Consider the following 21,664-nt stretch of genomic DNA (forward strand, 5'->3'; position numbering starts at 1 on the left):
GCGTCCGCCACCCGCTCGCGTGATTGTGCGCAGGTGCGCGGGGGTGTGGAAGCGGATCCATCACCGACCGCGGCTCCGGGATCCCGGCCCCCGGCACCCGCTCAGGGTCCGGACCGGGCTTGACTCCGCGCTGCCGCGATATATCGTGTTGAGCAGGAGACACGATATGTTGCGTCCAGATGGCGGACGCACGTCCGGTCAAGGGCGGCGCGCGCACATCCAGCCAGGGGCGCGCCGTCCAGCCAGGGGAGGCCAGGGATGTCAGCCGGATCACAGTGGTCGATCACCGCGCCACAGAAGCTCACCTTCGACGACCCGGTGTCCACTCTCGACGTACGCATCGTGGGCGGCACGGTCAATGTGGTCGGCGCGGCCCCCGGCCCCGCCCGCCTCGAGGTCTCGGAGATCGACGGCCCGCCGCTGAAGGTCAGCCACACCGACGGCACCCTGAGCGTCGGCTACGACGACCTGTCCTGGGAGGGCTTCCGCAAGTGGCTCGGGCAGTGGAACCGCACCGCCCATGTGACCCTCACCGTGCCCGCCGGCACCAGCTCCACGATCGGCGTCGTCGGGGGCTCCGCCGTGGTCTCCGGGCTGACCGGCCGTGCCGGACTGCGCGGTGTCTCCGGCGACTTCACCCTGCTCGGGCTGACCGGGCCGGTCCAGGCCGACACCGTCTCCGGCCGGGTCGAGGCGCAGGCCGTCACCGGCGATCTGCGGTTCCACTCCGTCTCCGGCGACCTCACCGTCGTCGAGGGCTCGGGGCCCCTGGTACGGGCCGAGTCGGTCAGCGGGGACATGGTGCTCGACCTGGCCCCCGCCCCGCGGTGCTCCGACATCCGCCTCACCACCGTCTCCGGCGAGATCGCCATCCGGCTGCCGCACCCCGCCGACGCCGAGGTGGAGGCCAACACGGCCAGCGGCTCGGTCTCCAACGGCTTCGAGGACCTGCGGGTCAGCGGCCAGTGGGGAGCCAAGAGGATCACCGGCCGGCTCGGCGCGGGAAATGGCAGTCTCAAGGCCACCACCGTCTCGGGCGCCATCGCGCTGCTGTGCCGTCCACCGTCCGAGGAGGACACGGACACCGCCGACGGCACCCAGGGAAAGGTCCTCTGATGCCCCCCGTATTCGCCCACGGCCGACTGCGTCTGTATCTGCTCAAGCTGCTCGACGAGGCGCCGCGCCACGGCTACGAGGTCATCCGCCTGCTGGAGGAGCGGTTCCAGGGGCTGTACGCGCCCTCGGCCGGCACCGTCTATCCGCGGCTGGCCAAGCTGGAGGCCGAGGGCCTGGTCACCCACACCACCGAGGGCGGCCGCAAGGTCTACTCCATCACCGACGCCGGGCGCGCCGAGCTGGCCGACCGCGGCGGTGAACTGGCCGATCTGGAGCTGGAGATCCGCGAGTCGGTCGCCGAACTCGCCGCCGAGATCCGCGAGGACGTCCGCGGCTCCGCGAGCGATCTGCGGCGGGAGATGCGGGAGGCGGCCCAGCGGGCCCGTACCTCCGGCGGCGCCCGGGACAAGCAGGACAAGCACGGCCCGTGGGAGGGGCAGTGGGGCGACAAGGAGACCTGGCGGCAGGCGAAGGAGGAGATGCGGCGCGCGCGGGAGGAGTGGAAGGAGCAGGCGCGCCGGGCGAAGGAGGAGAGCCGGCGGGCCCGGCAGGACGCCCAGCGCGCCCGTAAGCAGGCCAAGGACGCGCAGGACTTCGCACGCGAGGAGGTCCAGCGGATAGCCCGGCGGGTTCAGGAGCAGACGCAGGATCACATCCGGGCGGGCGACTGGCAGCGGGCGGTGCGCGAGGGCCTGGCCGAGGTGTCGCGCGGTATGAGCCGGATCTCCCGGCAGGGCACCTCGCGCTCGGACTGGGGCTGGGACGATGTGCTGGGCGGGCCGGAGGTCACGGTCGAACGGGTGGACATGACCAAGCCGGAGGGCGGCCACGAGGAGCAGAAGCCGGCCGGCGGCAGCGGCCCGGCCGGGGTACGGGAGCCCGAGTGGGCCAGGGACTTCACCCCCTCGGACGCCCCAGCCCGCGATCTGGAGCGGCTGCTCGACCGGCTCCGCGACGACATCCGCGACGCGGCCCGCGACCACGGGGTGACCGACGCCCAGCTGGCGGAGGCGCGCCGTCAGCTGGGGGCGACGGCGGCGCGGATCACCGCGCTGCTGCGGGGCGAACGCGGCTAGGCTCCGCCGGAAGTGCCCCGACCTGCCGTCGATCGTCCGCGGCGCCATCGTGGCTGGTCGCGCCCGCGCGGCGGAGCCGCACATCGACACAGCCCCGCGCCCCTTCGGGGCGCCACCGAACCGCAGCCGACTTCCGCCGATCCGCTGAGGCGCTCCGCCGGAAGTGCCCCGACCTGCCGTCGATCGTCCGCGGCGCCCGGCCCGGTCGTCCGCTTGACCTCAACCGCGGTTGAAGTTCCAGGATCGGGGTCGGAGGGGCGCGCCACGGGGGCGCCCCTCCGGCCCCGATCCCCTTGTCCTCACCGCATTCTCCCGACCGCGAGGAGACCGCCGTGTCCGCCCTGACCAGCTCCGGTCCGCTGCCCGACCTCACCCGGCCCGATGTGGGCGCCGCGCTCTTCAGCACCTGGAGCGTGGGCACACCGGAACGGCAGCGGGCCGCGGTCGACGCCATCGCCGCCGCCTGGGACGGCCGCCCCTGGCCGGCACCCGAGCTGCTTTCGTACAACGTCTACGCGGGTACGGACGGCGATACGCTGATGCACCATTCCCAGTGGGCCGACGAGGCGGCGTACCACGCCTTCGTCCGGACCCACCGCCAGGAGCGCAACGACGCGATCGACAGCGCGGTCCCGGGCATCGAGCGGCTCGGCCTCTCCCGCTACCGCCACTACCGCGGCTTCCAGGCACCGGCCGCCCAGGGCGGCGCCCAGGACCCCGGGCTGATCGTCGTGGTCGAGATCGACTTCGACGACCCCGATCCCGGGCTCCGCCGGTCCTGGGTCGACCTGGTCATCGAGGCGCTGGAGAGCGAGCCCGACCAGGGCCTGCTCACCGCCGACTTCCATCTGATCGTCGACGGCGAGCGCCATCTGCGCACCGACCGCGCCCGGGTGCTCAACTACGCCCGCTGGACCGGTGCGGAGGCGTACGAGGCGGCCCTGGCGGCGGATGGGCCGCGCGGCGGCTCATCCGCCTGGGACCGGGTGCGCGACTTCCCCGGACGAGTGGGCGCGTCGGCCCGCTCCTATCGCTTCCGGCGGAGCTTCGTACGGCCGTCGGAGGCACCGCCGAATTCCGCGAATTCGCCGGAGCGCGAGGCCCGGTAGAACGCCGTACGGCTTTCGCACTACGCCCCCGGCATATGCCCGACACGGTCTCCGTCCTCTCGACGCGGACCGCATCCACGGGGCGTAAGCGGACGGCATCCACGGGGTGAAATCGAATTCCTTCGCGAATCCCCGGCCCGCATTGTGGCCGGGGACGCCGACGGAATATTTCAGACCGTCAGCACGACCTTGCCGAACAGATCGCCGCCCGCCATCTTCTCGAACCCCTCCCGGGCCCGGTCCAGCGGCAGCACCGAGTCGATCACCGGCCGTACACCGCGTGCGGCACAGAAGCTCAGCAGGTCCTCCAGCTCGTCCTTCCCGCCCATCGTGGAGCCGACGACCTTCAGCTCCAGGAAGAAGATCCGGTTGAGCTCGGTGGCCTTGGGGTCGGGGCCGCTGGTGGCGCCCGAAATCACCAGGGTGCCGCCCGGCTTGAGGGACTTCACCGAATGCGACCAGGTCGCGGCGCCCACCGTCTCGATCACGGCGTCCACCCGGCGCGGCAGCCGCTCCCCCGGTGCGTACGCGCCCTCGGCGCCCAGCTCGACGGCGCGGGCCCGCTTGGCCTCGTCACGGCTGGTGGCCAGCACCCGAAGACCGGCCGCCGCGCCCAGCACGATCGCGGCGGTGGCCACACCGCCGCCGGCGCCCTGGACCAGCACGCTGTCGCCGGGGCGCACCCCCGCGTTGGTGAACAGCATCCGGTAGGCGGTCAGCCAGGCCGTGGGCAGGCAGGCGGCCTCCTCGAAGGAGAGCTCCTTGGGCTTGGGCAGCAGATTCCAGCTGGGGACGGTCACCTTCTCGGCGAAGGTGCCCTGATAACGCTCGGTGAGGATGGAGCGGGGCTCCTTGGGACCGACACCGTGTCCACTCTGGCCGATGACGGAGTGGAGGACGACCTCGTTGCCGTCCTCATCGACCCCGGCCGCGTCACAGCCGAGGATCATCGGAAGCGACTCCTCACCGAGGCCCACACCGCGCAGCGACCACAGATCGTGGTGGTTGAGCGAGGCGGCCCTGACGTTCACGGTGGTCCAGCCGGGCCGTGTCTCCGGCTCGGGGCGCTCCCCCAGTTCGAGGCCGCTCAGCGGCTGGTCACGGTCGATACGTGCGGCATAGGCAGCGAACATGATCCCGACCATAGGCCGCGTGGGGACCCTGCGGAACCTCGCCACGATGTGACCCCGCTCGCCCACCGGACACCGCCCGGCACGCGCCGGGCCGCCCCTCCGGCCGAAGGGGCGGCCCGTGATCACACCTGGGACCTGGCGGGGCGTCAGCGGCGGGCGACGCCCTCCGCGCGGGCGGCAGCGGCGACGGCCGCGGTCACGGCGGGGGCGACCCGGTCGTCGAACGGCGAGGGGATGACCTTGTCCGCGCTCAGCTCATCGGCCACCACCGCGGCCAGCGCCTCGGCGGCCGCGAGCTTCATGCCCTCGGTGATCCGGGAGGCCCGGACCTGGAGGGCGCCCGCGAAGATGCCGGGGAAGGCGAGGACGTTGTTGATCTGGTTCGGGAAGTCGCTGCGCCCGGTGGCGACCACGGCCGCGTAGCGGTGGGCGACGTCCGGGTGGATCTCCGGGTTGGGGTTGGCCATCGCGAAGATGAAGGCGCCCGGCGCCATCTTCGACACCGCGTCCTCCGGCACCGTGCCGCCGCTGACGCCGATGAAGACGTCGGCGCCGTCCAGCGCGGCCTCCAGCGATCCGGTGAGCTGGGCCTTGTTGGTGAACCCGGCCACCTCGCGCTTGACGTCGGTGAGGTCCTCGCGGTCCTGGGAGACGACGCCCTTGCGGTCGCACACGGCCACATCGCCGATGCCCGCCTCGGTGAGGATCCGGGCGATGGCCACACCGGCGGCGCCCGCACCGGAGATCACGGCGCGCAGCTGGCCCAGCGCGCGGTCCGTCAGCTTGGCGGCGTTGCGCAGCGCGGCGAGGGTGACCACCGCCGTGCCGTGCTGGTCGTCATGGAAGATCGGGATGTCGACGCGCTCCTGGAGCTTGCGCTCGATCTCGAAGCAGCGGGGCGCGGAGATGTCCTCCAGATTGACGCCGCCGAACGAGGGCGCGAAGCGGGCGACGGTCTCCACGATCTCGTCCACGTCCCGGCAGTCGAGCGCGATCGGCACCGCGTCCACGCCGCCGAACTGCTTGAAGAGGATCGCCTTGCCCTCCATGACCGGGAGGGACGCCTCCGGACCGATGTCCCCGAGCCCCAGTACCGCGCTGCCGTCCGTCACCACGGCCACGACCTGGGACTTCCAGGTGTAGTCATGGACGAGCTCGGGCTTCTCGGCGATAGCGCTGCACACCTTGGCCACACCGGGCGTGTACGCGAGGGACAGATCGTCCCGGTCGCGCACCGGCACCGTCGCCTGGACGGCCATTTTGCCGCCGCGGTGCAGGGCGAAGGCCGGATCGAAGGGCTCGCCGTCGGTCACGCCTTCGGCTCCTTCGCCGCTGCCGGTTGTGCTGTCGCTGCGAGGATCGACCATCTCCGCTGCCACTGTTTTGACCCCTTTGTCGTTTTTCTATCGAGGGTATCCGCCCCAGGTTCGGAGCGGGCGGGCACCGCGTCGTCCCATTCAGCGGAAGACCACCGCATGGGGGTGGGTACGAACGCCGGGCGCGTCGCACACGCGCCCTGAGCCCCGGGTGAGGGGTGTAGCCGTCTGTTCTACCCGAAGCGCGCGTCGAGGGACGAACGAGTTCTGGTGCCATGACGCCGGAAAACCAGGCATTACACCTGAAGGCGGGCGAATCTCTAGTGAAAGTCCATGTCACCGTCACGCGCTGTTCTCCGCGTGATCATGAGCCCGCTCCGCGGTTCCGGCCGCCGCTGTCCGGCCGGTGCCGCTGTCCGGTAGTGCACCACGGGGATCGCCCGTTATCCGATTTTGACATGGCCAGAGGCCCGTACGAGCCCGTCCGATGGCAAGATGCCCCAATCACACGAGATCGCGACACCCACAAACGTGTTCCCGGGATCTCACCCCCCTCACCCTGCCGGAGGAACCAGCATGACCGCCAGCTTCACGCCCCGTGGGGCCACCCCGAAGTCCCGGATGGCCTCCATCGGCGCGGTAGCGGTGGCAGGTGCCTTGCTGCTGACGGGCTGCGGCGACCAGACCGACAAGGCCACCGGCGGGTCCAACACCAACTCCGCCCCGCTCTTCAACCAGCTGCCCAAGGAGATCCAGAGCGCCAAGGTGATCGAGGTGGGCTCGGACATCAACTACCCGCCGGTCGAGTTCAAGAAGAACGGCCAGGTCATGGGGATCGACCCGGACATCGCCGACGCCCTCGGCAAGCAGCTCGGGGTGAAGTTCGAGTTCAACAACGGCACCTTCGACACCCTGCTCTCCGGCCTGCGCTCCAAGCGCTACGACATCGCCATGTCGGCCATGACCGACAACAAGGGCCGCCAGGAGGGCGTCGACCCGGACACCGGCAAGAAGGCCGGCGAGGGCGTCGACTTCGTCGACTACTTCACCGCGGGTGTCTCGATCTACACCAAGAAGGGCGACACCAAGGGCATCAAGACGTGGGACGACCTGTGTGGCAAGAAGATCGTCGTGCAGCGCGGCACCGTCTCCCACGACCTGGCCAAGTCCCAGTCGGCGACCTGCCTGAAGAACAAGAAGGGCAAGATCTCGATCGAGGCGTTCGGCAATGACACCGAGGCCCAGACCCGGCTGCGCGGCGGCGGCGCCGTCGCCGGCTCCAGCGACTTCCCGGTGGCGGCGTACGCGGTGAAGACCTCCGGCGGCGGCAATGACTTCGAGCTCGTGGGCGACCAGGTGGAGGCGGCCCCGTACGGCATCGCCGTCGCCAAGAAGAACACCCAGCTGCGCGACGCCCTCAAGCAGGCACTCGCCCTGATCATCGCGAACGGCGAATACGACAAGATCATCGCGAAGTGGGGCGTCAAGGACGGCGCGGTCACCAAGGCCGTCATCAACGGCGGCAAGTGATCCGGCCCTCCCCCGTCCGCGCGCTCGCGCTGAAAGGCACCATCCGTGACCACTAAGATCGAAAAGGCGGGCCCGGTCGGCACCCCGCCGCCCGCGCCGGAGAACATCAAGGCCATCCCGGTGCGGCACTACGGCCGCTGGGTCGCCGCGGTCATCACCATCGCCCTGCTCGCCCTCCTGATCTCCGCCTTCGCCCGTGGCGATGTCAACTGGGGCGCCATTCCGGACTACTTCTTCGACGGTGAGGTCCTCAAGGGCGTCCGCAACACCGTCTGGATCACCATCCTGTCGATGGTGCTCGGCGTGGCCCTCGGCATCGTCCTCGCGGTGATGCGGCTGTCGAAGAACCCGGTGACCGCCTCCATCGCCTGGGGCTACATCTGGTTCTTCCGCGGCACCCCGGTCTACGTACAGCTGCTGGTCTGGTTCAATCTCGGCCTGGTGTTCGACTACATCAACATCATGCCGATCTACAAGGACGAGTGGTCGGACTTCATGACCCCGTTCCTGGCCGCCCTGCTGGGTCTGGGCCTGAACGAGGCCGCGTACATGGCCGAGATCTGCCGGGCCGGCATCCAGTCGGTCGACGAGGGCCAGTCCGAGGCCGCCCAGGCGCTCGGGATGAGCCACGCCAAGACGCTGCGCCGGGTGGTGCTGCCGCAGGCGATGCGGGTGATCGTGCCGCCCACCGGCAATGAGTTCATCAACATGCTCAAGACCACCTCACTGGTGATCGCGGTGCAGTACTGGGATCTGCTCCAGGCCACCTCCGAGGTCGGTCAGAACTCCGGCGCCACGGCGGAGATGCTCTTCCTGGCGGCCGCCTGGTACCTGATCCTCACCTCCGTCCTGAGCGTGGGCCAGTACTACCTGGAGCGGTACTACGCACGCGGCTCGAGCCGTAGCCTCCCGGCCACCCCGCTCCAGCGGGTCCGGGCCAATCTGCTCTCCTTCAGCAACCGCTCCGGAGGTGTCGGCGCATGACCGCCATGGTGAAGGCCGAAGGCGTCCACAAGTCCTTCGGCCCGGTCCAGGTCCTCAAGGGCATCGACCTCGAGGTCGCCCCGCGCGAGGTGTTCTGCCTGATCGGCCCGTCCGGCTCCGGCAAGTCCACCTTCCTGCGCTGCATCAACCACCTGGAGAAGATCAACTCCGGGCGGCTGTACGTGGACGGCGACCTGGTCGGCTACCGCCAGAAGGGCGACAAGCTCTACGAGCTCAAGGACCGCGAGGTCGCCGAGAAGCGGCGCGACATCGGCATGGTCTTCCAGCGCTTCAACCTCTTCCCGCATATGACGGCGCTGGAGAACGTGATCGAGGCGCCGGTCCAGGTCAAGCGGGAGACCAAGGCGGTCGCGCGCGAGCGCGCGCTGAGGCTGCTGGACCGGGTGGGCCTCGGCGACAAGGCGGGCAACTACCCCTCCCAGCTCTCCGGCGGCCAGCAGCAGCGGGTGGCGATCGCGCGGGCGCTGGCGATGGAGCCGAAGCTGATGCTCTTCGACGAGCCCACCTCGGCGCTCGACCCGGAGCTGGTCGGCGAGGTGCTCGATGTGATGCGCGGGCTCGCCGAGGAGGGCATGACGATGATCGTCGTCACGCATGAGATGGGCTTCGCCCGCGAGGTCGGGGACTCGGTCGTCTTCATGGACGACGGCGTGGTGGTGGAGTCCGGGCAGCCCCGGGAGGTGCTGACCAATCCGCGGCACGAGCGGACGAAGTCGTTCCTGTCCAAGGTGCTCTAGCGCTCCGCTGGAAGTGCCCTGACCTGCCGTCGATCGTCCGCGGCAGCGTCCTGGCCGGTCGCGCCCGCGCGGCGGAGCCGCACCTCGACACGGCCCCGCGCCCCTTCGGGGCACCACCGGACCGCGGCCGACTTCCGCCAATCCGCCGAGGCAATCCGCTGAGGCGCGGCACATGCGCGAGGGCGGTACGAGCCGATGCCCGTACCGCCCCGGGGTCACTTCAGCCCGAGCACCATCGCGTCCGAGGGCGAGCACCATACGGCCCGCGCCTCGCCGAAGCCGCCCTCGCGCAGCGCCTCGGCATGCCAGGCGACGGACTGCGTCTCACCGTCCGCGTGGTCGCCGTTGGCCGGATTGCCGAAGATCGTGAACCGCTCGGCCACCGGCCCCGCCAGCGCCTCGTCCCGTGCGGCGTCCTGCCACCACTCCACCCAGTCCTGGACGCCCTCGGCCCTGGCCCGAGCCTGCCGCCGCTTCTGGTACGCGTGGTCGGCGGCGTTGAGCCGGGGCGTGGCCGGATCGGGCATATGGTCCGCGTTGAGGAACACCCCGCCCTCCCGTACGACGCCCGCGATCTGCCCGTACAGCACCCGCAGCTCGTCCGAGCGCAGCCAGTGGAGGGCCGTGGCGGTCAGGACGGCGTCGTACGCGGCGTGCGGCAGCCGCCCGGTCCAGCCGGGGTCGCGCAGATCGGCGGTCACGAACTCCACGCGCGGCTCGGCCGCGAAGTGGCCGCGGGCGATCGTGAGCAGCGCGGGGTCGAGGTCGACACCGGTGCTGGTGGCGCCAGGGAACCGGCGCAGCGCCCGGTCCGAGATACTGCCCGTGCCACACGCAAGGTCCAGGATCCTCGGCTCCGGGCCGACGACGGCCTCGACCGCGTCGAGCATCACCCGGAACCGTTCCTCACGATCGGGGAGGTACCACTCCTGCTGCCGGTCCCAGCTCCGCTGCCACGCCTGCCAGTCCGCCACGGCGACGGTGTCCGTCATCGCGCCCCTCCAAGCCATGCGTCGTCGACATGTCGTCGACATGCGTCGTCGTCAGTCGTCATCGGGCGCAGCCGCCCGTAATACCCTCGTAGGCAGAACGCCTCTTACGTGACTCTAGACCGACCGTCGTAAGGACCACAAGTGGAACTGGCTTATTACTCGGATCTCGCCGTGCGCCTGGTCAACAGCGAGGAGCCAAGCCGCGGCACGGACACCCTGACCTCGGTGGAAGCCGTGCGGGCGCTCTTCGGGGAGAGCCAGCAGGCGGCCCGGCGGACCACGGACGCCGATGTCACCCGGCTGAGGTCGGTCAGGGCCCGGCTGCGCGCCGTCTTCGAGGCGGCGGCGGGCGGTGACGAGGTGCTGGCGGTGGACCTGCTGAACGCGCTGCTCATCGAGTTCCCGGTGAGCCCGCAGATCTCCGGCCATGAGACCCGCGACGAGGACGGCCGCCCCGACTGGCATATGCACATCGCGGACTACGCCGCCAACGCGGGCGCCGGTTACGCCGCGACCGCCTCGATGGGCCTGGCCTTCCACCTCACCGAGCTGGGCGCCGACCGGCTGGGCATCTGCGAGGCGTCACCCTGCCGCAACGCCTATCTCGACACATCGACAAATCGATCCCGGCGCTACTGCTCCGACCGCTGTGCGACCCGCGCCAATGTGGCCGCCTACCGTGCGCGCAAACGCCGGGACGCCGAGCGGTCGGCCGCCGCCGAGCGCAGCCGGCGCCAGGACCACGGGCCCACCGGCCTTACGGCGGACACCGCCCAGGAGACCAGCCCGGCCATGGACCGCTGACCCCCACGCCCGGCGCCCCGCCGCGGCCGCAGCCGGACCCAGGCCCGGGCCACCACCAGCTCGTCCGGTACGACGCCGAACTCCCGGCTGTCGTTCTCCACATACGGGTTGTCACCCTTGACCCACCAGCCGCCCTCGCGCCGCTCCACCGCGCGCTTGACGATCAGCAGGTCCTGCCGGAACGGATGACGCAGCACCACCACGTCCCCCGGCCGCACCGGCGCCCCGTAACGCACCACCAACTGGTCACCGGGGTACAGCGTCGGCTGCATCGACGGGTTGTACACCTCCGCGAGCCCGATCCGCAGCAGTCCGCGCCGGTCGCGGTCCCGCTCCTGCCCGCGATCGCCCAGCTGCTCCCGCATCACGGCACCTCCGGTCCTCACCCTGCACCCATCACGATCCCAGGCATCCCAGCCTGGCACCGGACTTTTGACCTAAGCCCCCCGGGGCACCCGAGAAAAGCCTTCCCCCACGGAGTAATCTCGCACCTGAGAAGACGATCACGAATGGAAGGACAGCTCTATGCTCTCCCGCCTGTTCGCCCCCAAGGTTCAGGTCAGCGCCCACTGCGATCTGCCCTGCGGCGTGTACGACCCGGCCCAGGCCCGTATCGAAGCCGAGTCCGTCAAGGCCATTCAGGAGAAGTACCAGGCCAACGAGGACCCGCACTTCCGCGCCCGTGCCACCACCATCAAGGAGGAGCGCGCGGAGCTCGCCAAGCACCACATCTCGGTGCTGTGGAGCGACTACTTCAAGCCCCCGCACTTCGAGAAGTACCCCGAGCTGCACCAGCTGGTCAACGACACCCTCAAGGCCCTGAGCGCGGCCAAGGGCTCGACCGACCCGGCCACGGGGCAGAAGGCTCTGGACTACATCGCCCAGGTCGACAAGATCTTCTGGGAGACCAAAAAGGGCTGACCCGGCCCTTCCATAGCACCACGAGACCGCACCCGAGCCGCCCCGAGTGGCCCGGTGCGGTCTTCTTTGCGCGGAACACCATTGATGGGGGCGGGGGTTGAAGCCCCTCCCTCACCCCGGCGGACAGATGCCCGCCACGACCAGACCGAGGAGACGGTCGGCCTCGGCGGCGGGGTCCGGGTGGTGTTCGGTGGCCAGGGCGATGCCGGCGATCAGGGTGACCAGGTCGGTCGCGGTCACACCGGGCCGCACCGCGCCGGCTCGCATGGCTCGCCGTAGCAGCGGGTCGCCCGCCTCGGCGAGCGGGTCCACACAGGGGTTGGCGTGCTCCGGGGCGAGGTCGCCGTTGCGCAGCATCGCGGTGGCCATGCCCTGCACGGAGGCGGAGTAGTCGGTGAGCGCGCCCAGCCACTCCAGCAGGGCGGCCCGTACGTCCTCCGCCCCGGCGAGTTCGCGGGCGCGGGCGGCCAGGGCCTCGATGCGCTCGCGGAAGACCGCTTCCAGCAGGGCCGCCCGGGTGGGGAAGTGACGGCGCACGGTGGCCGAGCCGACTCCGGCGGTGCGGGCGATCTGCTCCAGGGAGGCGTCGGCACCGTGCGCGGCGACCTCCTCCTCGGCCACGGCGAGGATGCGCGCGTAGTTGCGCCTGGCGTCCGCGCGCTGGGCGGCGGGCATGGCGTCACCTCCGGGTTTGCTAAGTGGCGGGGTCCTCCGTATCGTACCGAGTCATAAGTGGCGGGGCCCGCCGTTTAGCTTTCACGGTCGACTTGCCGATGAGTCGATACCCTTCTCCCCGAGGAGCAGCATGCCTTCGCAATCCCCGACCTCCGCCCCGTCCGCTCCCGTTCTGGTCACCGGCGCCACCGGCCAGCAGGGCGGCGCCACCGCCCGCGCCCTGCTCTCGGCGGGCGTTCCCGTACGGGCCCTGGTCCGCGACCCGGCCACCGAGCGGGCCGAGGCCGTGGCGGCGCTCGGCGCCGAGCTGGTCAAGGGCGACCTCCTCGACCTCGACTCGGTGCGGCGGGCCGCCGAGGGGGCGCGCGCCGTCTTCTCGATCCAGATGCCCGATCTGAACGACCTCCAGGGCGACTCCGAGTGGGTCCAGGGGCGCAACCTGATCGACGCGGCACGGGACGCGGGAGTCGCGCAGTTCGTGCACACCTCCGTATCCGGCGCCGGACAGCACCAGGCCGCTCCCGGCTGGGCCGAGGGCCGCTGGGCGGCGATGGAGCACTACTTCACGACCAAGTCCGGCCTCCAGGACCGGGTCCGGGAGGCGGGCTTCCGCCACTGGACGCTCCTCAAGCCCGCCTTCTTCATGGAGAACTTCCTGTCCCTGCTGCCGAACGGCCCCGAGGGCGGCCTCGCCACCATCCTCGAGCCCGGCACCGAACTCCCCCTCATCGCCGTCTCCGACATCGGCACGGCGGCCGCCGCGGCCTTCGCCGACCCCGAGCGGTTCCACGAGGTCGAGCTGGAACTGGCGGGCGACCACATGACGATGACCCGGGTCGCCGAGGTCCTCTCCGAGGTCACCGGCGCCGAGCTGACCGCCCCGTCGATGACCGCCGACGAGGCGCTCGCCGCCGGGATGCCGCAGTGGGGCCTCGGGCATGTGTGGCTGAACGCGGTCGACCAGCCCGCCCGCCCCGCGTTCGCCCAGGCCCTCGGCATCCCGCTCACCGGCTTCGCCGAGTGGGCCGGGCGGCATCTGGGGCCCGCGGCGGCCCGGCCCGCCTGATCCGCCTGCCCCGCTCAGGCCGCCTGCCCGCGCTCGGGCCGTCCGATCCGCTCGGCCCGTCCGGCCCACCCGCCGCCCTGGGCGGCCTCGATGAAGTCCGGTGCGGTTCGGGTGCGCCCCGAAGGGGCGCGGGGCTGTGTCGATGTGCGGCTCCGCCGCGTGGGCGCGACCAGCCACGACACAGCCGCGGATGAACGACCGCACCGCGCGGCACTTCCCGCGGAGCGCTTAGCGGCGCCCGCTCCGGCCCCGGCCCCGGTTGATGCCCGGACCGGAGTGGACCAGGCTGGAAGAGAGCCCTGGTGGACGGACCCGGTGCCGTCCCGGAGGGATGGGCGAGCATGAAGGGCCATGACGGCGGCTCCGCGCGGGAGCGGGGCGGCTTCGACGAAGTGGATACGGCGAGGGCCACGCTCGGCGATGACGGGACGCTGACCAGCTGGAACGAGGGTGCCCGCCGGTTGCTCGGATATCGGCCCGCGGAGGTCGTGGGGCGGCCCGCCGCCGAGCTGCTGGCCGATCCGGACCGTACGTGGGCCGCCGAGGCCCACCATGCCCGCACCCGGCTGACCCGCTGGCACGGGACGGTGGTGCTGCGCCACCGGGACGGCCATGAGGTCCCGGTGCCGCTGCTGGCCCACCGCAGGCGGCCGGAGGGCGACTGGCTGCTGGTGAGCGCGGTGCCCCGGGCGGAGCGGCCCCCCGACTCCTGGAACGACGCGCTGATGCGGTGGGCCTACACCCAGTCGCCCTGCCCGATGGCGATCTACGACACCGATCTGCGGCTGCGCACGGTGAACGCCCAGATGGCCGACGTGATCGGCCTCCCGGAGGCGGAGATCCGCGGGCTGCGGCTGTCGGAGGTCGGGGGCAGGCTCCAGAGCGAGCGGCTCGAAGCGGTGATGCACCAGGTGCTGACCACCGGTGAGCCGCGCGAGGTGGAGACGTATCCGCGCACCGGCGGCGAGGGCAAGGAGCACGCCTGGTCGGCCCGGTTCGCCCCGCTGACGGCGAGCGACGGCCAGGTGTACGCGGTCTGCATGGCGGCGCACGACATCACCGATCAGTATCTGGCCCGCCAGCGGCTGCTGTTGCTGAGCACGGCCGGCGACCGGATCGGCAGCACCCTCGACATCGACCGCACCGCGCAGGAGCTCGCCGACGTCTGCGTACCGCGGCTGGGCGACTACGTCTCCATCGACCTGCTGGACCGGCTGACCCGGGACGAGGAGCTGCCGTCCGGGCCGCTCAGCGGTCCGGTGGTGCTGCGCCGCGCCGCCCAGCAGTCGGTCTTCGGGGGATGCCCGGAGTCCGTGGTGCCGCTGGGGAGGGTGGACTCCTACCCGGAGATCTCGCCGATGGTCGAATGCCTGGTGGCGGAGCGGCCGCTGATCTACGCGGCCACCGACCCCGCGATCGCCAAGTGGGGCGCGCTGAAGCCCGCCCGCGCCCGTACGATCCGGCGGTTCGGCGTTCACTCGATCATGTCGGTGCCGATCCGGGCGCGCGGGACGACGCTGGGGGTGGCGGTGTTCGCCCGCCACCACACCCCCGAGCCGTTCACCCACGACGATGTGGTGCTGGCCGAGGAGATCACCACCCGGGCCGCCGTCTGTGTGGACAACGCCCGCCGCTTCACCCGGGAGCGCGATACCGCCCTGGCCCTTCAGCGCAGCCTGCTGCCGCGGACCCTCCCCCAGCCCCCGGCGGTCGAGGTCGCCTCCCGCTATCTGCCCGCGGGCCCGTACGCGGGGGCGGGCGGGGACTGGTTCGACGTCATCCCGCTCTCCGGGGCACGGGTCGCGCTGGTCGTGGGCGATGTGGTCGGCCACGGCATCCAGGCGTCGGCCACCATGGGCCGGCTGCGCACGGCGGTCCGCACCCTCGCCGACGTCGATCTGCCACCGGACGAGCTGCTCACCCACCTCGACGACCTGGTGATCCATCTGGCCGCGGAGACCGGGGCCGAGGAGGCCACCGGGGATGTCGGGGCCACCTGTCTGTACGCGGTCTACGACCCGGTCTCGCACCACTGCTCGCTGGCCGCGGCCGGGCATCCCGCACCGGCGCTGGCCAGGCCCGACGGCGGTGTGGAGTTCCTCCCGGTGCCGACCGGACCGCCGCTGGGGGTCGGCGGGCTGCCCTTCGAGACGATGGAGACCGAGCTGCCCGAGGACGCCGTGCTCGCCCTCTACACCAACGGGCTGATGGGCGAATGGGACCGCGATGTGGACGAGGGGCGTCTGCTGCTGGCCGGCGCGCTGGCCCACCCCGGCCGGTCCCTGGACCGCACCTGCGACTCCGTGCTGCGGACGCTCCTCCCCGGCGAGGGCGCGCTCGACGACGTCGCGCTGCTGCTGGCCCGCACCCGCACCCTGGGCGCGGCGCACGTGGCCACCTGGGACGTGCCCGCCGACCCGGCATGGGTGGCCCGGTCCCGCCGGAACGTCACGGAGCGGCTGACCGAATGGGGGCTCGCCGAGGCCGTCTTCACCACCGAGCTGGTGGTCAGCGAGCTGATCACCAACGCCATCCGGCACGCCGTCCCGCCCATCCAGCTGCGGCTGATCCATGACCACTCGCTGATCTGCGAGGTCTCCGACTCCTCCAGCACCGCTCCGCATATGCGCCGCGCCCGTACCTTCGACGAGGGCGGCCGCGGGCTGCTGCTGGTCGCGCGGCTCAGCCAGCGCTGGGGGAGCCGGCAGACCGCCGAGGGCAAGACGATCTGGTCGGAGCAGACGCTTCCGGTCGGGCTGTCCGCCGGGCTGCCGGACCTGGGCTGAACGGCCCGGCCGGGACATCGCGAGGGGGGCCGGTCGGCCGGGGTCAGAAGCGCCAGCGCGTCTGGCCGTACTCGCCCTTGCGGAAGCCGAACGCCGTGGCCGGGGCGACCCGGTGGACCAGTGCCTCATGGCCATCGTGGTGGAAGGCGCCGTCGGCCACCTGGAAGGTCCACTCCGCGCCGTACTTCGCCACGTACGCCGCCGCGATCCGCCGGAGCGTGGCGTCGTCCCGCACCGGCTCGGCCTCGCCCTCGACCACCAGGTCCAGCCCCTCGTGCAGCATGCCCGCACCCGTGGTGAGGACGCAGCGCGGATTGTGGGCGAGGTTCCGGGCCTTCTGCTCGGTGGGGCCGGTGCAGAAGCAGAGCGCGCCGTCGAACCAGACGGCGATGAGCGGGGTGACGTGGGGGCGGCCGTCCCGGCGGACGGTGGACAGCCAGTACAGCTCCGCGGCCGCCAGCCGCTCCCGTCCCTCCGGCCATCCGGTGGCGGTGGCGTCCGGGCTGCTGAAACGGGTGTCCAGCGCGGTCTGCGGATCGTGCTCGGTGCTCATCTGCTCACTCCTTGCCTGGCGGGGCGGTCCGGTGCGGTCCGGTGTTCCCGGACCGCGTTTCTTGGACCGCCCGGCGGAGCGAAAGTCATCGCCGTGCGGCGCGAAAGACCTCGCCCGGCGGAGTGAAAGACATCGCTCGCGGCCGCCCGTCACCGCTGTAAGGGGTCTACGAGACCTCGGCGGGCCCGGCCAGCCCCAGGACGTCGACCGCGTCACGGGCCGGCGGCTCCTGTAGGCGCAGCAGCGGGCTCTCGTTGCGGACCAGCCACTGGCGGTACGCGGCGCTCGCCCAGGCGATCTCGAAGTACGCGTCCGCGAGGTCGCCGAAGAGCGCGTCGACCTCGAAGGGGGCGCCGGGCGCGGTGCCCGGGACGGGGCCGTCGGCCGCGGTACGGGCCGCCGGGGCCGCCCGTGAGGCCAGGAAGAGCCGGACCGTCAGCGGATCCCCGTGCAGCGGACGGACCGCGACGCCCTGGCGGGACCGCGCGGTGGGCTGGCAGGGGGTGACCACCTCACCCGAGGCGACCAGGTCGGCGGCGGTCAGATAGTCCCCGTACACCACTCTCGGATTGAGCCCCGCGGCGGCCAGAACCCGGCGAAGACCGGGCCCCTCGCCGTCCACGCTGGGGTCGACCATCCACTGGTCGGCGGCGAGGTCGGCGAGCCGTACCGCGGGCCGCGGGGCGGCCGGATGGGTTTCGGCCAGCGCCACGAACTGCGGCTCCCGCTCCACGAGGACGCGGCGCTCCACGCCCTCGGGCACCCTCAGCGGCGCGCCCTCGACCTCGTGGACGAAGGCCACGTCGAGCTGGTTGGCGGCGACCATCTGAAGCAGCGCGTTGGCGGAGACGTCGATGTGGATGGTGGTGTCCGCGTCGGGGTAGCGGGCGCGGAGCCTGCGCAGCCAGCCGACCACGGCCCGGCTGCCCGTGCTGCCGATGCGTAACCGGGCGTCGGCGGTCTGCCCCGCCTCCAGCCGGACCTCGCTGACCAAGGCGTTCATCTCGGCCACGATCGGCCGGGCGCGGCACAGCACGGACCGCCCCAGCGGGGTCGGCCTGCTGCCGGTGACCTCGCGCGAGAACAGCCGGCCGCCGATGGTGTTCTCGATGCGCCGGAGCTGGGTCGTCAAGGATGGCTGGGTCATGCCCAGTTGGCGCGCCGCCTTCCGTAGGCTGCCGGTGTCGGCGATGGCGCACAATGCACGGAGGTGCCTCACCTCGAGCTCCACGGCGGGAGCATAACTGCGCACTTGTCGGTCACACCAGACTCTGAAAGCCCGCCAACCCATACCGGAATCGATCAATCAGTGGTCAACCACGGGTCAACGGGACGTCAAACCCCCACCGTCGGGCGGGACCCGAGAGCCCGCCGGGGGATATGCCTTCCTGCTATCACCAGTTGATATCTCCGCGCAGGGCCGGTTCTCCTCAAGACTCGGCGTCAGCCAAGAGTTCATCCCACGGCCCCGGCCGCCACCCCACACGGCGACCGGGGCCCGAGGACGATGAGGAGCCCCCCACATGTCACTCCCCAAGCTGGCGCTGTCCGCGACCATCGGCCTCGGCCTGGCGGCCTCCCTGTCCGCCATGCCCGCCTCCGCGGCCACGCCCGACCACTCCACGGCGCAGCGCGGCGCCGCGGCCGCCGCCTACACGGCGAGCGGCGAGGAGCGGGCCGACACCGACGCCTTCATCAAGGCCGTCATGAAGTCGGCGCTGGCCAAGCGGGCCGAGGCGCCCAGCGCGGCCGCCGCCGTCACCGTGACCTACAGCGCGAGCCAGGCCCCGACCTTCCAGTCGGTGATATCCCGCTCCACCCAGATCTGGAACTCCGCGGTGAGCAACGTGAAGCTCCAGGAGGGCAGCAACCCGGACTTCACCTACCGCGAGGGCAATGACCCCCGGGGCTCGTACGCGAGCACCGACGGCCACGGCAGCGGCTATGTCTTCCTGGACTACGCCCAGAACCAGCAGTACGACTCGACCCGGGTCACCGCCCACGAGACCGGCCATGTGCTGGGCCTGCCGGACCACTACGAGGGTCCGTGCAGCGAGCTGATGTCCGGCGGCGGCCCCGGCACGTCCTGCACCAACTCGCAGCCGAACCAGGCCGAGATCAGCCGCGTCAACCAGCTCTGGGCCAATGGCCTGGCCAAGCTCGAGAAGCAACTGGCCAAGAGCCACTGAGTCCGCCGAACCCACTGATCCGCCGATCCGCTGATTGGCTGATCGGCCGGATCAGGGCCTGACCGCCCGCACCTGGTTCCCGACGCCGGGTGCGGGCGCTCGGCGTGTGCGGGCGCCGCCGTCCGGCGCCCGCACCTGGCGACGCCCCCACCGGCCGGAGGTACCGTATAGAGACACCAGGAGCATTTCGCACAAACCGGCCGGACTCCCTCCATCCGGGGCCCGGCCCAGGGAGTGAGCACCATGGAGACCCTGATCACCGTGGTCGTCATCCTCGCGCTGATCGCCGTGGGCGCCCTGCTGATCCACCGGACCAATGTCCAGAACGGCAATCGGATGTCCCCTGAGAGCCATGACAGCCTCCCGGCCGGCGGACGGCCCCGCCATCGCCCCTGGAGCCGCGGACGGCAGCACGGGGGCCATCAGGCGCCCCCGCCCCAGGACCGCCGCACCTGAGCCCGGCAGCGGCCCTGCCGACAGCGGCCCCTCCAAGGGGGCCTCAGTCCTCCTCCTCGCGCTCCTCCTCGCGCAGCGCCTCCTCCAGCGTGGCGTTCGGGCGGAGCACCTCCAGCATCCTCCCCGCCCGCAGGGTGCGGAGGATCAACGCGTCGTCGCAGACCAGCCGCATCCGCCCGCCCCGCTCCAGAACACGCCGATGGGCCCGGCACAGCAGCCCCAGGCCCGAGCAGTCGAAGAAGGCGGTCGGCCGTAAGTCCACGATCACCGCGGGTCCGTCCCCGGCCGTGGCCGCGTCCAGCGCCGGCCCCACGCTTCCCACCCCGGCGATGTCGATCTCGCCGTGGAGCTCCACGACGGTGTATGCGCCGACCCGGCGCGTACGGGCGCGCGGAGCGACGTCTTCCGCGGCGTCGGCGTCCTGGTCGGCCGGATCCCCGCTCATGGGCCCCCGCGCGGCGTCCCGGGCACCGCGATCCAGCGGCACCGGCGCATCACGCGGAGCGCCTTGCTGCGTCATCGCGATATCCCCTCGGAACGGCACACTGCCCCTCTCACCTTCGTCAGAATCCCGGAAGCGGGCAGGGTCGGGCATCGGGTGCGAATCCGCCGGGCCCTTGGGCGACGTCCCGCGAGCGTAAAGGGAGGACCCCCGGTTACATAGGCAGGGACGCAGTATTCCGCCGGTGAAGACCGCTCGTCCGAGTGAATTTCGGTTCTTACTATTGACACTTGGTCAGATACGGCCTAAGCGAAGCCGTCACCGCTCCCTCCGGCCACCGGATCCGCCACTCCCGCGATCGCCGGAGTCAAGTCCTCCAGTACCTCGAAGGCGTCATCCAGCCGCACCATGCGCAGCAGCCGGACGAACCGCGGATCGTCGATGACGAGCCGCAGCCGCCCGTCCCGCTCCAGCACGCGATTGCGCAAGCGGCACAGCAAGGACAATCCGGCGCAGTCCAGGAAGGTGACCGGCCGTAGGTCCAGGATCAGATCCGGACAGCGTGCCTGAACGAGGGAATCGAGCCGCGCCACGATCCGCCCCGCGGCGAAGATGTCCAGCTCCCCCGCGATCTCGGCGACGGTGACACCGCCGAGTGCGTGGACTCGGACGCCGAAGGCGGGCCGATCATCGAACATGCAAGCCTCCTTGACCAGGTGGAGGCGCGCGGCACCGGAGCCCGCGGCCGCGCCGGTCAATCGCCGGGGTCCAGGCCGGCCCTTCATTAGGTGACATACCCATCTACCGGCTGACCAGTCAACGAACGGCGTGGCACGTGTCGTTGGCCTATTAAGGCCCCCGGACGCGAACCGTTACTCCCCGGTGAAGCAGAGGTCTTCTCATGTCCACCGTCAGCCGTGAGCATGCCACCCGGCAATCGCCTCGACGCGAAGGATATGACCGATGACAGCAGGACGCGTGCGATCACGGCGGCTCGGCATGACGACGGTGGTCGTCGCCCTCGCCATCGGCACCGGCGGAACGGCCACCACGGCGACCGCCGCCACGCCCGGCACCACCGCCACCTCGGCGGCGCCGTCGGGCACCACCGCCGCCGAGGAGGTCGACTACGAGACCTGGCAGCGCGATGTTCGCGCCATCATCGACGAGCAGGCCCGCCCCTACGTCGAGGAGCGCACCGCCAACCCCTCGGGCGAGAAGCAGGCCATCGTCCTGGACATCGACAACACCTCACTGGAGACCGACTTCGGCTTCAGCTACCCCCAGCCGGCCGTCGAGCCGGTCCTGAAGCTCGCCCAGTACGCGCACGACCGCGGCGTGGCCATCTTCTTCGTCACCGCGCGCCCCGGCATCATCTCCCTGCCGACCGAGTACAACCTGGAGAAGGTCGGCTACTCGGTCGCCGGTCTGTACGTACGCCACCTGCCGGACCTCTTCCAGGATGTGGCCGAGTACAAGACCGCCAAGCGGGCGGAGATCGAGAAGAACGGCTACACGATCATCGCCAACATCGGCAACAGCCCCACCGACATCAGCGGCGGCCACGCCGAGAAGTCCTTCAAGCTCCCGGACTACGACGGCCGGCTGTCCTGAGCCACGGTCAGGTCATCCCCTTCGCCATCGACCACGGACCACCGCCCTGGAAAGGCCGGGAACTCCAGATCTCGGCGCACAAGATTGGTGACTGACCCGAGCGCACGGCACGTCTGCTCCGCTCAAGACTGGACACACCGCAGA

Annotated in this window: 21 protein-coding genes and 1 pseudogene; 13 read left to right on the forward strand and 9 right to left on the reverse strand. The window is 71.4% G+C overall.

The features are described 5' to 3' along the window. Window positions 1-258 precede the first annotated feature (258 nt). From NQU54_RS36355 to NQU54_RS36365, 3 genes are all read left to right on the forward strand, one after another. Window positions 259-1,116, forward strand: coding sequence for a DUF4097 family beta strand repeat-containing protein (locus NQU54_RS36355; RefSeq protein ID WP_257634739.1), 858 nt, complete (start codon window positions 259-261; stop codon window positions 1,114-1,116). After that, on the forward strand, window positions 1,116-2,192 hold the full coding sequence (locus NQU54_RS36360) for a PadR family transcriptional regulator (protein ID WP_257634740.1): 1,077 nt from the start codon (window positions 1,116-1,118) through the stop codon (window positions 2,190-2,192). The genes NQU54_RS36355 and NQU54_RS36360 overlap by 1 nt, the downstream gene beginning before the upstream one ends. Window positions 2,193-2,524: 332 nt before the next feature. Further along, entirely contained in the window at window positions 2,525-3,301 is a 777-nt protein-coding gene (locus NQU54_RS36365) for an antibiotic biosynthesis monooxygenase (RefSeq protein ID WP_257634741.1), read from the forward strand. A gap of 170 nt (window positions 3,302-3,471) precedes the next feature. On the opposite strand, the gene NQU54_RS36370 is transcribed toward NQU54_RS36365, so the two are convergent. Then, window positions 3,472-4,434 (reverse strand): zinc-binding dehydrogenase, encoded by a 963-nt coding sequence (locus NQU54_RS36370; protein ID WP_257634742.1) that lies wholly within the window; start codon window positions 4,432-4,434, stop codon window positions 3,472-3,474. A 146-nt stretch (window positions 4,435-4,580) separates the two neighbouring features. Further along, window positions 4,581-5,813, reverse strand: coding sequence for an NAD(P)-dependent malic enzyme (locus NQU54_RS36375; protein WP_069873194.1), 1,233 nt, complete (start codon window positions 5,811-5,813; stop codon window positions 4,581-4,583). A 513-nt stretch (window positions 5,814-6,326) separates the two neighbouring features. Here NQU54_RS36375 and NQU54_RS36380 point away from each other — a divergent pair. The 3 genes from NQU54_RS36380 to NQU54_RS36390 are packed head-to-tail and all read left to right on the forward strand — an operon-like array spanning window position 6,327 to window position 9,022. After that, entirely contained in the window at window positions 6,327-7,280 is a 954-nt protein-coding gene (locus NQU54_RS36380; protein WP_257634743.1) for an ABC transporter substrate-binding protein, read from the forward strand. 45 nt (window positions 7,281-7,325) lie between these two features. After that, window positions 7,326-8,264 (forward strand): amino acid ABC transporter permease, encoded by a 939-nt coding sequence (locus NQU54_RS36385; RefSeq protein ID WP_069873189.1) that lies wholly within the window; start codon window positions 7,326-7,328, stop codon window positions 8,262-8,264. Then, window positions 8,261-9,022, forward strand: coding sequence for an amino acid ABC transporter ATP-binding protein (locus NQU54_RS36390; RefSeq protein WP_069873187.1), 762 nt, complete (start codon window positions 8,261-8,263; stop codon window positions 9,020-9,022). The genes NQU54_RS36385 and NQU54_RS36390 overlap by 4 nt, the downstream gene beginning before the upstream one ends. A gap of 215 nt (window positions 9,023-9,237) precedes the next feature. On the opposite strand, the gene NQU54_RS36395 is transcribed toward NQU54_RS36390, so the two are convergent. Next, the gene (locus tag NQU54_RS36395; protein WP_093707671.1) at window positions 9,238-10,014 is read right to left on the reverse strand and encodes a class I SAM-dependent methyltransferase; all 777 of its coding nucleotides are present in this window, start codon (window positions 10,012-10,014) and stop codon (window positions 9,238-9,240) included. A 141-nt stretch (window positions 10,015-10,155) separates the two neighbouring features. On the opposite strand from NQU54_RS36395, the gene NQU54_RS36400 reads away from it, so the two are divergent. Then, window positions 10,156-10,818, forward strand: a complete 663-nt coding sequence (locus tag NQU54_RS36400; protein WP_257634744.1) for a CGNR zinc finger domain-containing protein — start codon at window positions 10,156-10,158, stop codon at window positions 10,816-10,818. 56 nt (window positions 10,819-10,874) lie between these two features. Here the strand turns inward: NQU54_RS36400 and sodX are convergent. Beyond that, window positions 10,875-11,183 (reverse strand): annotated as a pseudogene (sodX, locus tag NQU54_RS36405) (nickel-type superoxide dismutase maturation protease); the annotation flags it as partial. A gap of 160 nt (window positions 11,184-11,343) precedes the next feature. On the opposite strand from sodX, the gene sodN reads away from it, so the two are divergent. Further along, window positions 11,344-11,739 (forward strand): superoxide dismutase, Ni, encoded by a 396-nt coding sequence (sodN, locus tag NQU54_RS36410; RefSeq protein ID WP_069873180.1) that lies wholly within the window; start codon window positions 11,344-11,346, stop codon window positions 11,737-11,739. Window positions 11,740-11,850: 111 nt separating this feature from the next. Here sodN and NQU54_RS36415 read toward each other — a convergent pair whose 3' ends face one another. After that, entirely contained in the window at window positions 11,851-12,414 is a 564-nt protein-coding gene (locus NQU54_RS36415) for a TetR/AcrR family transcriptional regulator (RefSeq protein WP_257634745.1), read from the reverse strand. A 130-nt stretch (window positions 12,415-12,544) separates the two neighbouring features. On the opposite strand from NQU54_RS36415, the gene NQU54_RS36420 reads away from it, so the two are divergent. Then, on the forward strand, window positions 12,545-13,480 hold the full coding sequence (locus NQU54_RS36420) for an NmrA family NAD(P)-binding protein (RefSeq protein ID WP_257634746.1): 936 nt from the start codon (window positions 12,545-12,547) through the stop codon (window positions 13,478-13,480). 341 nt (window positions 13,481-13,821) lie between these two features. Further along, window positions 13,822-16,266 (forward strand): SpoIIE family protein phosphatase, encoded by a 2,445-nt coding sequence (locus NQU54_RS36425; protein ID WP_257634747.1) that lies wholly within the window; start codon window positions 13,822-13,824, stop codon window positions 16,264-16,266. Window positions 16,267-16,309: 43 nt separating this feature from the next. Here NQU54_RS36425 and NQU54_RS36430 read toward each other — a convergent pair whose 3' ends face one another. Continuing rightward, window positions 16,310-16,819 (reverse strand): pyridoxamine 5'-phosphate oxidase family protein, encoded by a 510-nt coding sequence (locus NQU54_RS36430; RefSeq protein ID WP_257634748.1) that lies wholly within the window; start codon window positions 16,817-16,819, stop codon window positions 16,310-16,312. A gap of 166 nt (window positions 16,820-16,985) precedes the next feature. Then, the gene (locus NQU54_RS36435; protein WP_372506173.1) at window positions 16,986-18,038 is read right to left on the reverse strand and encodes a LysR family transcriptional regulator; all 1,053 of its coding nucleotides are present in this window, start codon (window positions 18,036-18,038) and stop codon (window positions 16,986-16,988) included. 304 nt (window positions 18,039-18,342) lie between these two features. Here NQU54_RS36435 and snpA point away from each other — a divergent pair, with 304 nt between their 5' ends. Both snpA and NQU54_RS36445 read left to right on the forward strand, forming a co-directional pair. Continuing rightward, window positions 18,343-19,008, forward strand: a complete 666-nt coding sequence (snpA, locus tag NQU54_RS36440) for a snapalysin (RefSeq protein ID WP_069873169.1) — start codon at window positions 18,343-18,345, stop codon at window positions 19,006-19,008. A 243-nt stretch (window positions 19,009-19,251) separates the two neighbouring features. After that, the gene (locus NQU54_RS36445; protein WP_093701307.1) at window positions 19,252-19,464 is read left to right on the forward strand and encodes a hypothetical protein; all 213 of its coding nucleotides are present in this window, start codon (window positions 19,252-19,254) and stop codon (window positions 19,462-19,464) included. A gap of 43 nt (window positions 19,465-19,507) precedes the next feature. On the opposite strand, the gene NQU54_RS36450 is transcribed toward NQU54_RS36445, so the two are convergent. Beyond that, window positions 19,508-19,984 carry an STAS domain-containing protein gene (locus NQU54_RS36450; RefSeq protein WP_257634750.1) on the reverse strand — a complete coding sequence of 159 codons (477 nt, stop codon included), beginning with the start codon at window positions 19,982-19,984 and terminating at the stop codon, window positions 19,508-19,510. A 227-nt stretch (window positions 19,985-20,211) separates the two neighbouring features. Then, window positions 20,212-20,604, reverse strand: coding sequence for an STAS domain-containing protein (locus NQU54_RS36455; RefSeq protein ID WP_167503302.1), 393 nt, complete (start codon window positions 20,602-20,604; stop codon window positions 20,212-20,214). A gap of 265 nt (window positions 20,605-20,869) precedes the next feature. Between NQU54_RS36455 and NQU54_RS36460 the strand changes: the two genes are divergently transcribed. Next, window positions 20,870-21,520 (forward strand): HAD family acid phosphatase, encoded by a 651-nt coding sequence (locus tag NQU54_RS36460; RefSeq protein ID WP_257634751.1) that lies wholly within the window; start codon window positions 20,870-20,872, stop codon window positions 21,518-21,520. Window positions 21,521-21,664: the final 144 nt, after the last annotated feature.

The organism is Streptomyces malaysiensis subsp. samsunensis, from assembly GCF_024519315.1.
GTDB lineage: Bacteria > Actinomycetota > Actinomycetes > Streptomycetales > Streptomycetaceae > Streptomyces > Streptomyces malaysiensis.

Excerpts from the sequence above, each read along its gene's own strand:
- NQU54_RS36370 (WP_257634742.1), bottom strand. The coding sequence starts at position 4,434 with ATGTTCGCTGCCTATGCCGCACGTATCGACCGTGACCAGCCGCTGAGC.
- NQU54_RS36360 (WP_257634740.1), top strand. The coding sequence starts at position 1,116 with ATGCCCCCCGTATTCGCCCACGGCCGACTGCGTCTGTATCTGCTCAAG.
- NQU54_RS36355 (WP_257634739.1), top strand. The coding sequence starts at position 259 with ATGTCAGCCGGATCACAGTGGTCGATCACCGCGCCACAGAAGCTCACC.
- NQU54_RS36430 (WP_257634748.1), bottom strand. The coding sequence starts at position 16,819 with ATGAGCACCGAGCACGATCCGCAGACCGCGCTGGACACCCGTTTCAGC.
- snpA (WP_069873169.1), top strand. The coding sequence starts at position 18,343 with ATGTCACTCCCCAAGCTGGCGCTGTCCGCGACCATCGGCCTCGGCCTG.
- NQU54_RS36380 (WP_257634743.1), top strand. The coding sequence starts at position 6,327 with ATGACCGCCAGCTTCACGCCCCGTGGGGCCACCCCGAAGTCCCGGATG.
- sodN (WP_069873180.1), top strand. The coding sequence starts at position 11,344 with ATGCTCTCCCGCCTGTTCGCCCCCAAGGTTCAGGTCAGCGCCCACTGC.
- NQU54_RS36415 (WP_257634745.1), bottom strand. The coding sequence starts at position 12,414 with ATGCCCGCCGCCCAGCGCGCGGACGCCAGGCGCAACTACGCGCGCATC.
- NQU54_RS36390 (WP_069873187.1), top strand. The coding sequence starts at position 8,261 with ATGACCGCCATGGTGAAGGCCGAAGGCGTCCACAAGTCCTTCGGCCCG.
- NQU54_RS36460 (WP_257634751.1), top strand. The coding sequence starts at position 20,870 with ATGACAGCAGGACGCGTGCGATCACGGCGGCTCGGCATGACGACGGTG.
- NQU54_RS36425 (WP_257634747.1), top strand. The coding sequence starts at position 13,822 with ATGAAGGGCCATGACGGCGGCTCCGCGCGGGAGCGGGGCGGCTTCGAC.
- NQU54_RS36445 (WP_093701307.1), top strand. The coding sequence starts at position 19,252 with ATGGAGACCCTGATCACCGTGGTCGTCATCCTCGCGCTGATCGCCGTG.
- NQU54_RS36450 (WP_257634750.1), bottom strand. The coding sequence starts at position 19,984 with ATGACGCAGCAAGGCGCTCCGCGTGATGCGCCGGTGCCGCTGGATCGC.
- NQU54_RS36420 (WP_257634746.1), top strand. The coding sequence starts at position 12,545 with ATGCCTTCGCAATCCCCGACCTCCGCCCCGTCCGCTCCCGTTCTGGTC.
- NQU54_RS36455 (WP_167503302.1), bottom strand. The coding sequence starts at position 20,604 with ATGTTCGATGATCGGCCCGCCTTCGGCGTCCGAGTCCACGCACTCGGC.
- NQU54_RS36395 (WP_093707671.1), bottom strand. The coding sequence starts at position 10,014 with ATGACGGACACCGTCGCCGTGGCGGACTGGCAGGCGTGGCAGCGGAGC.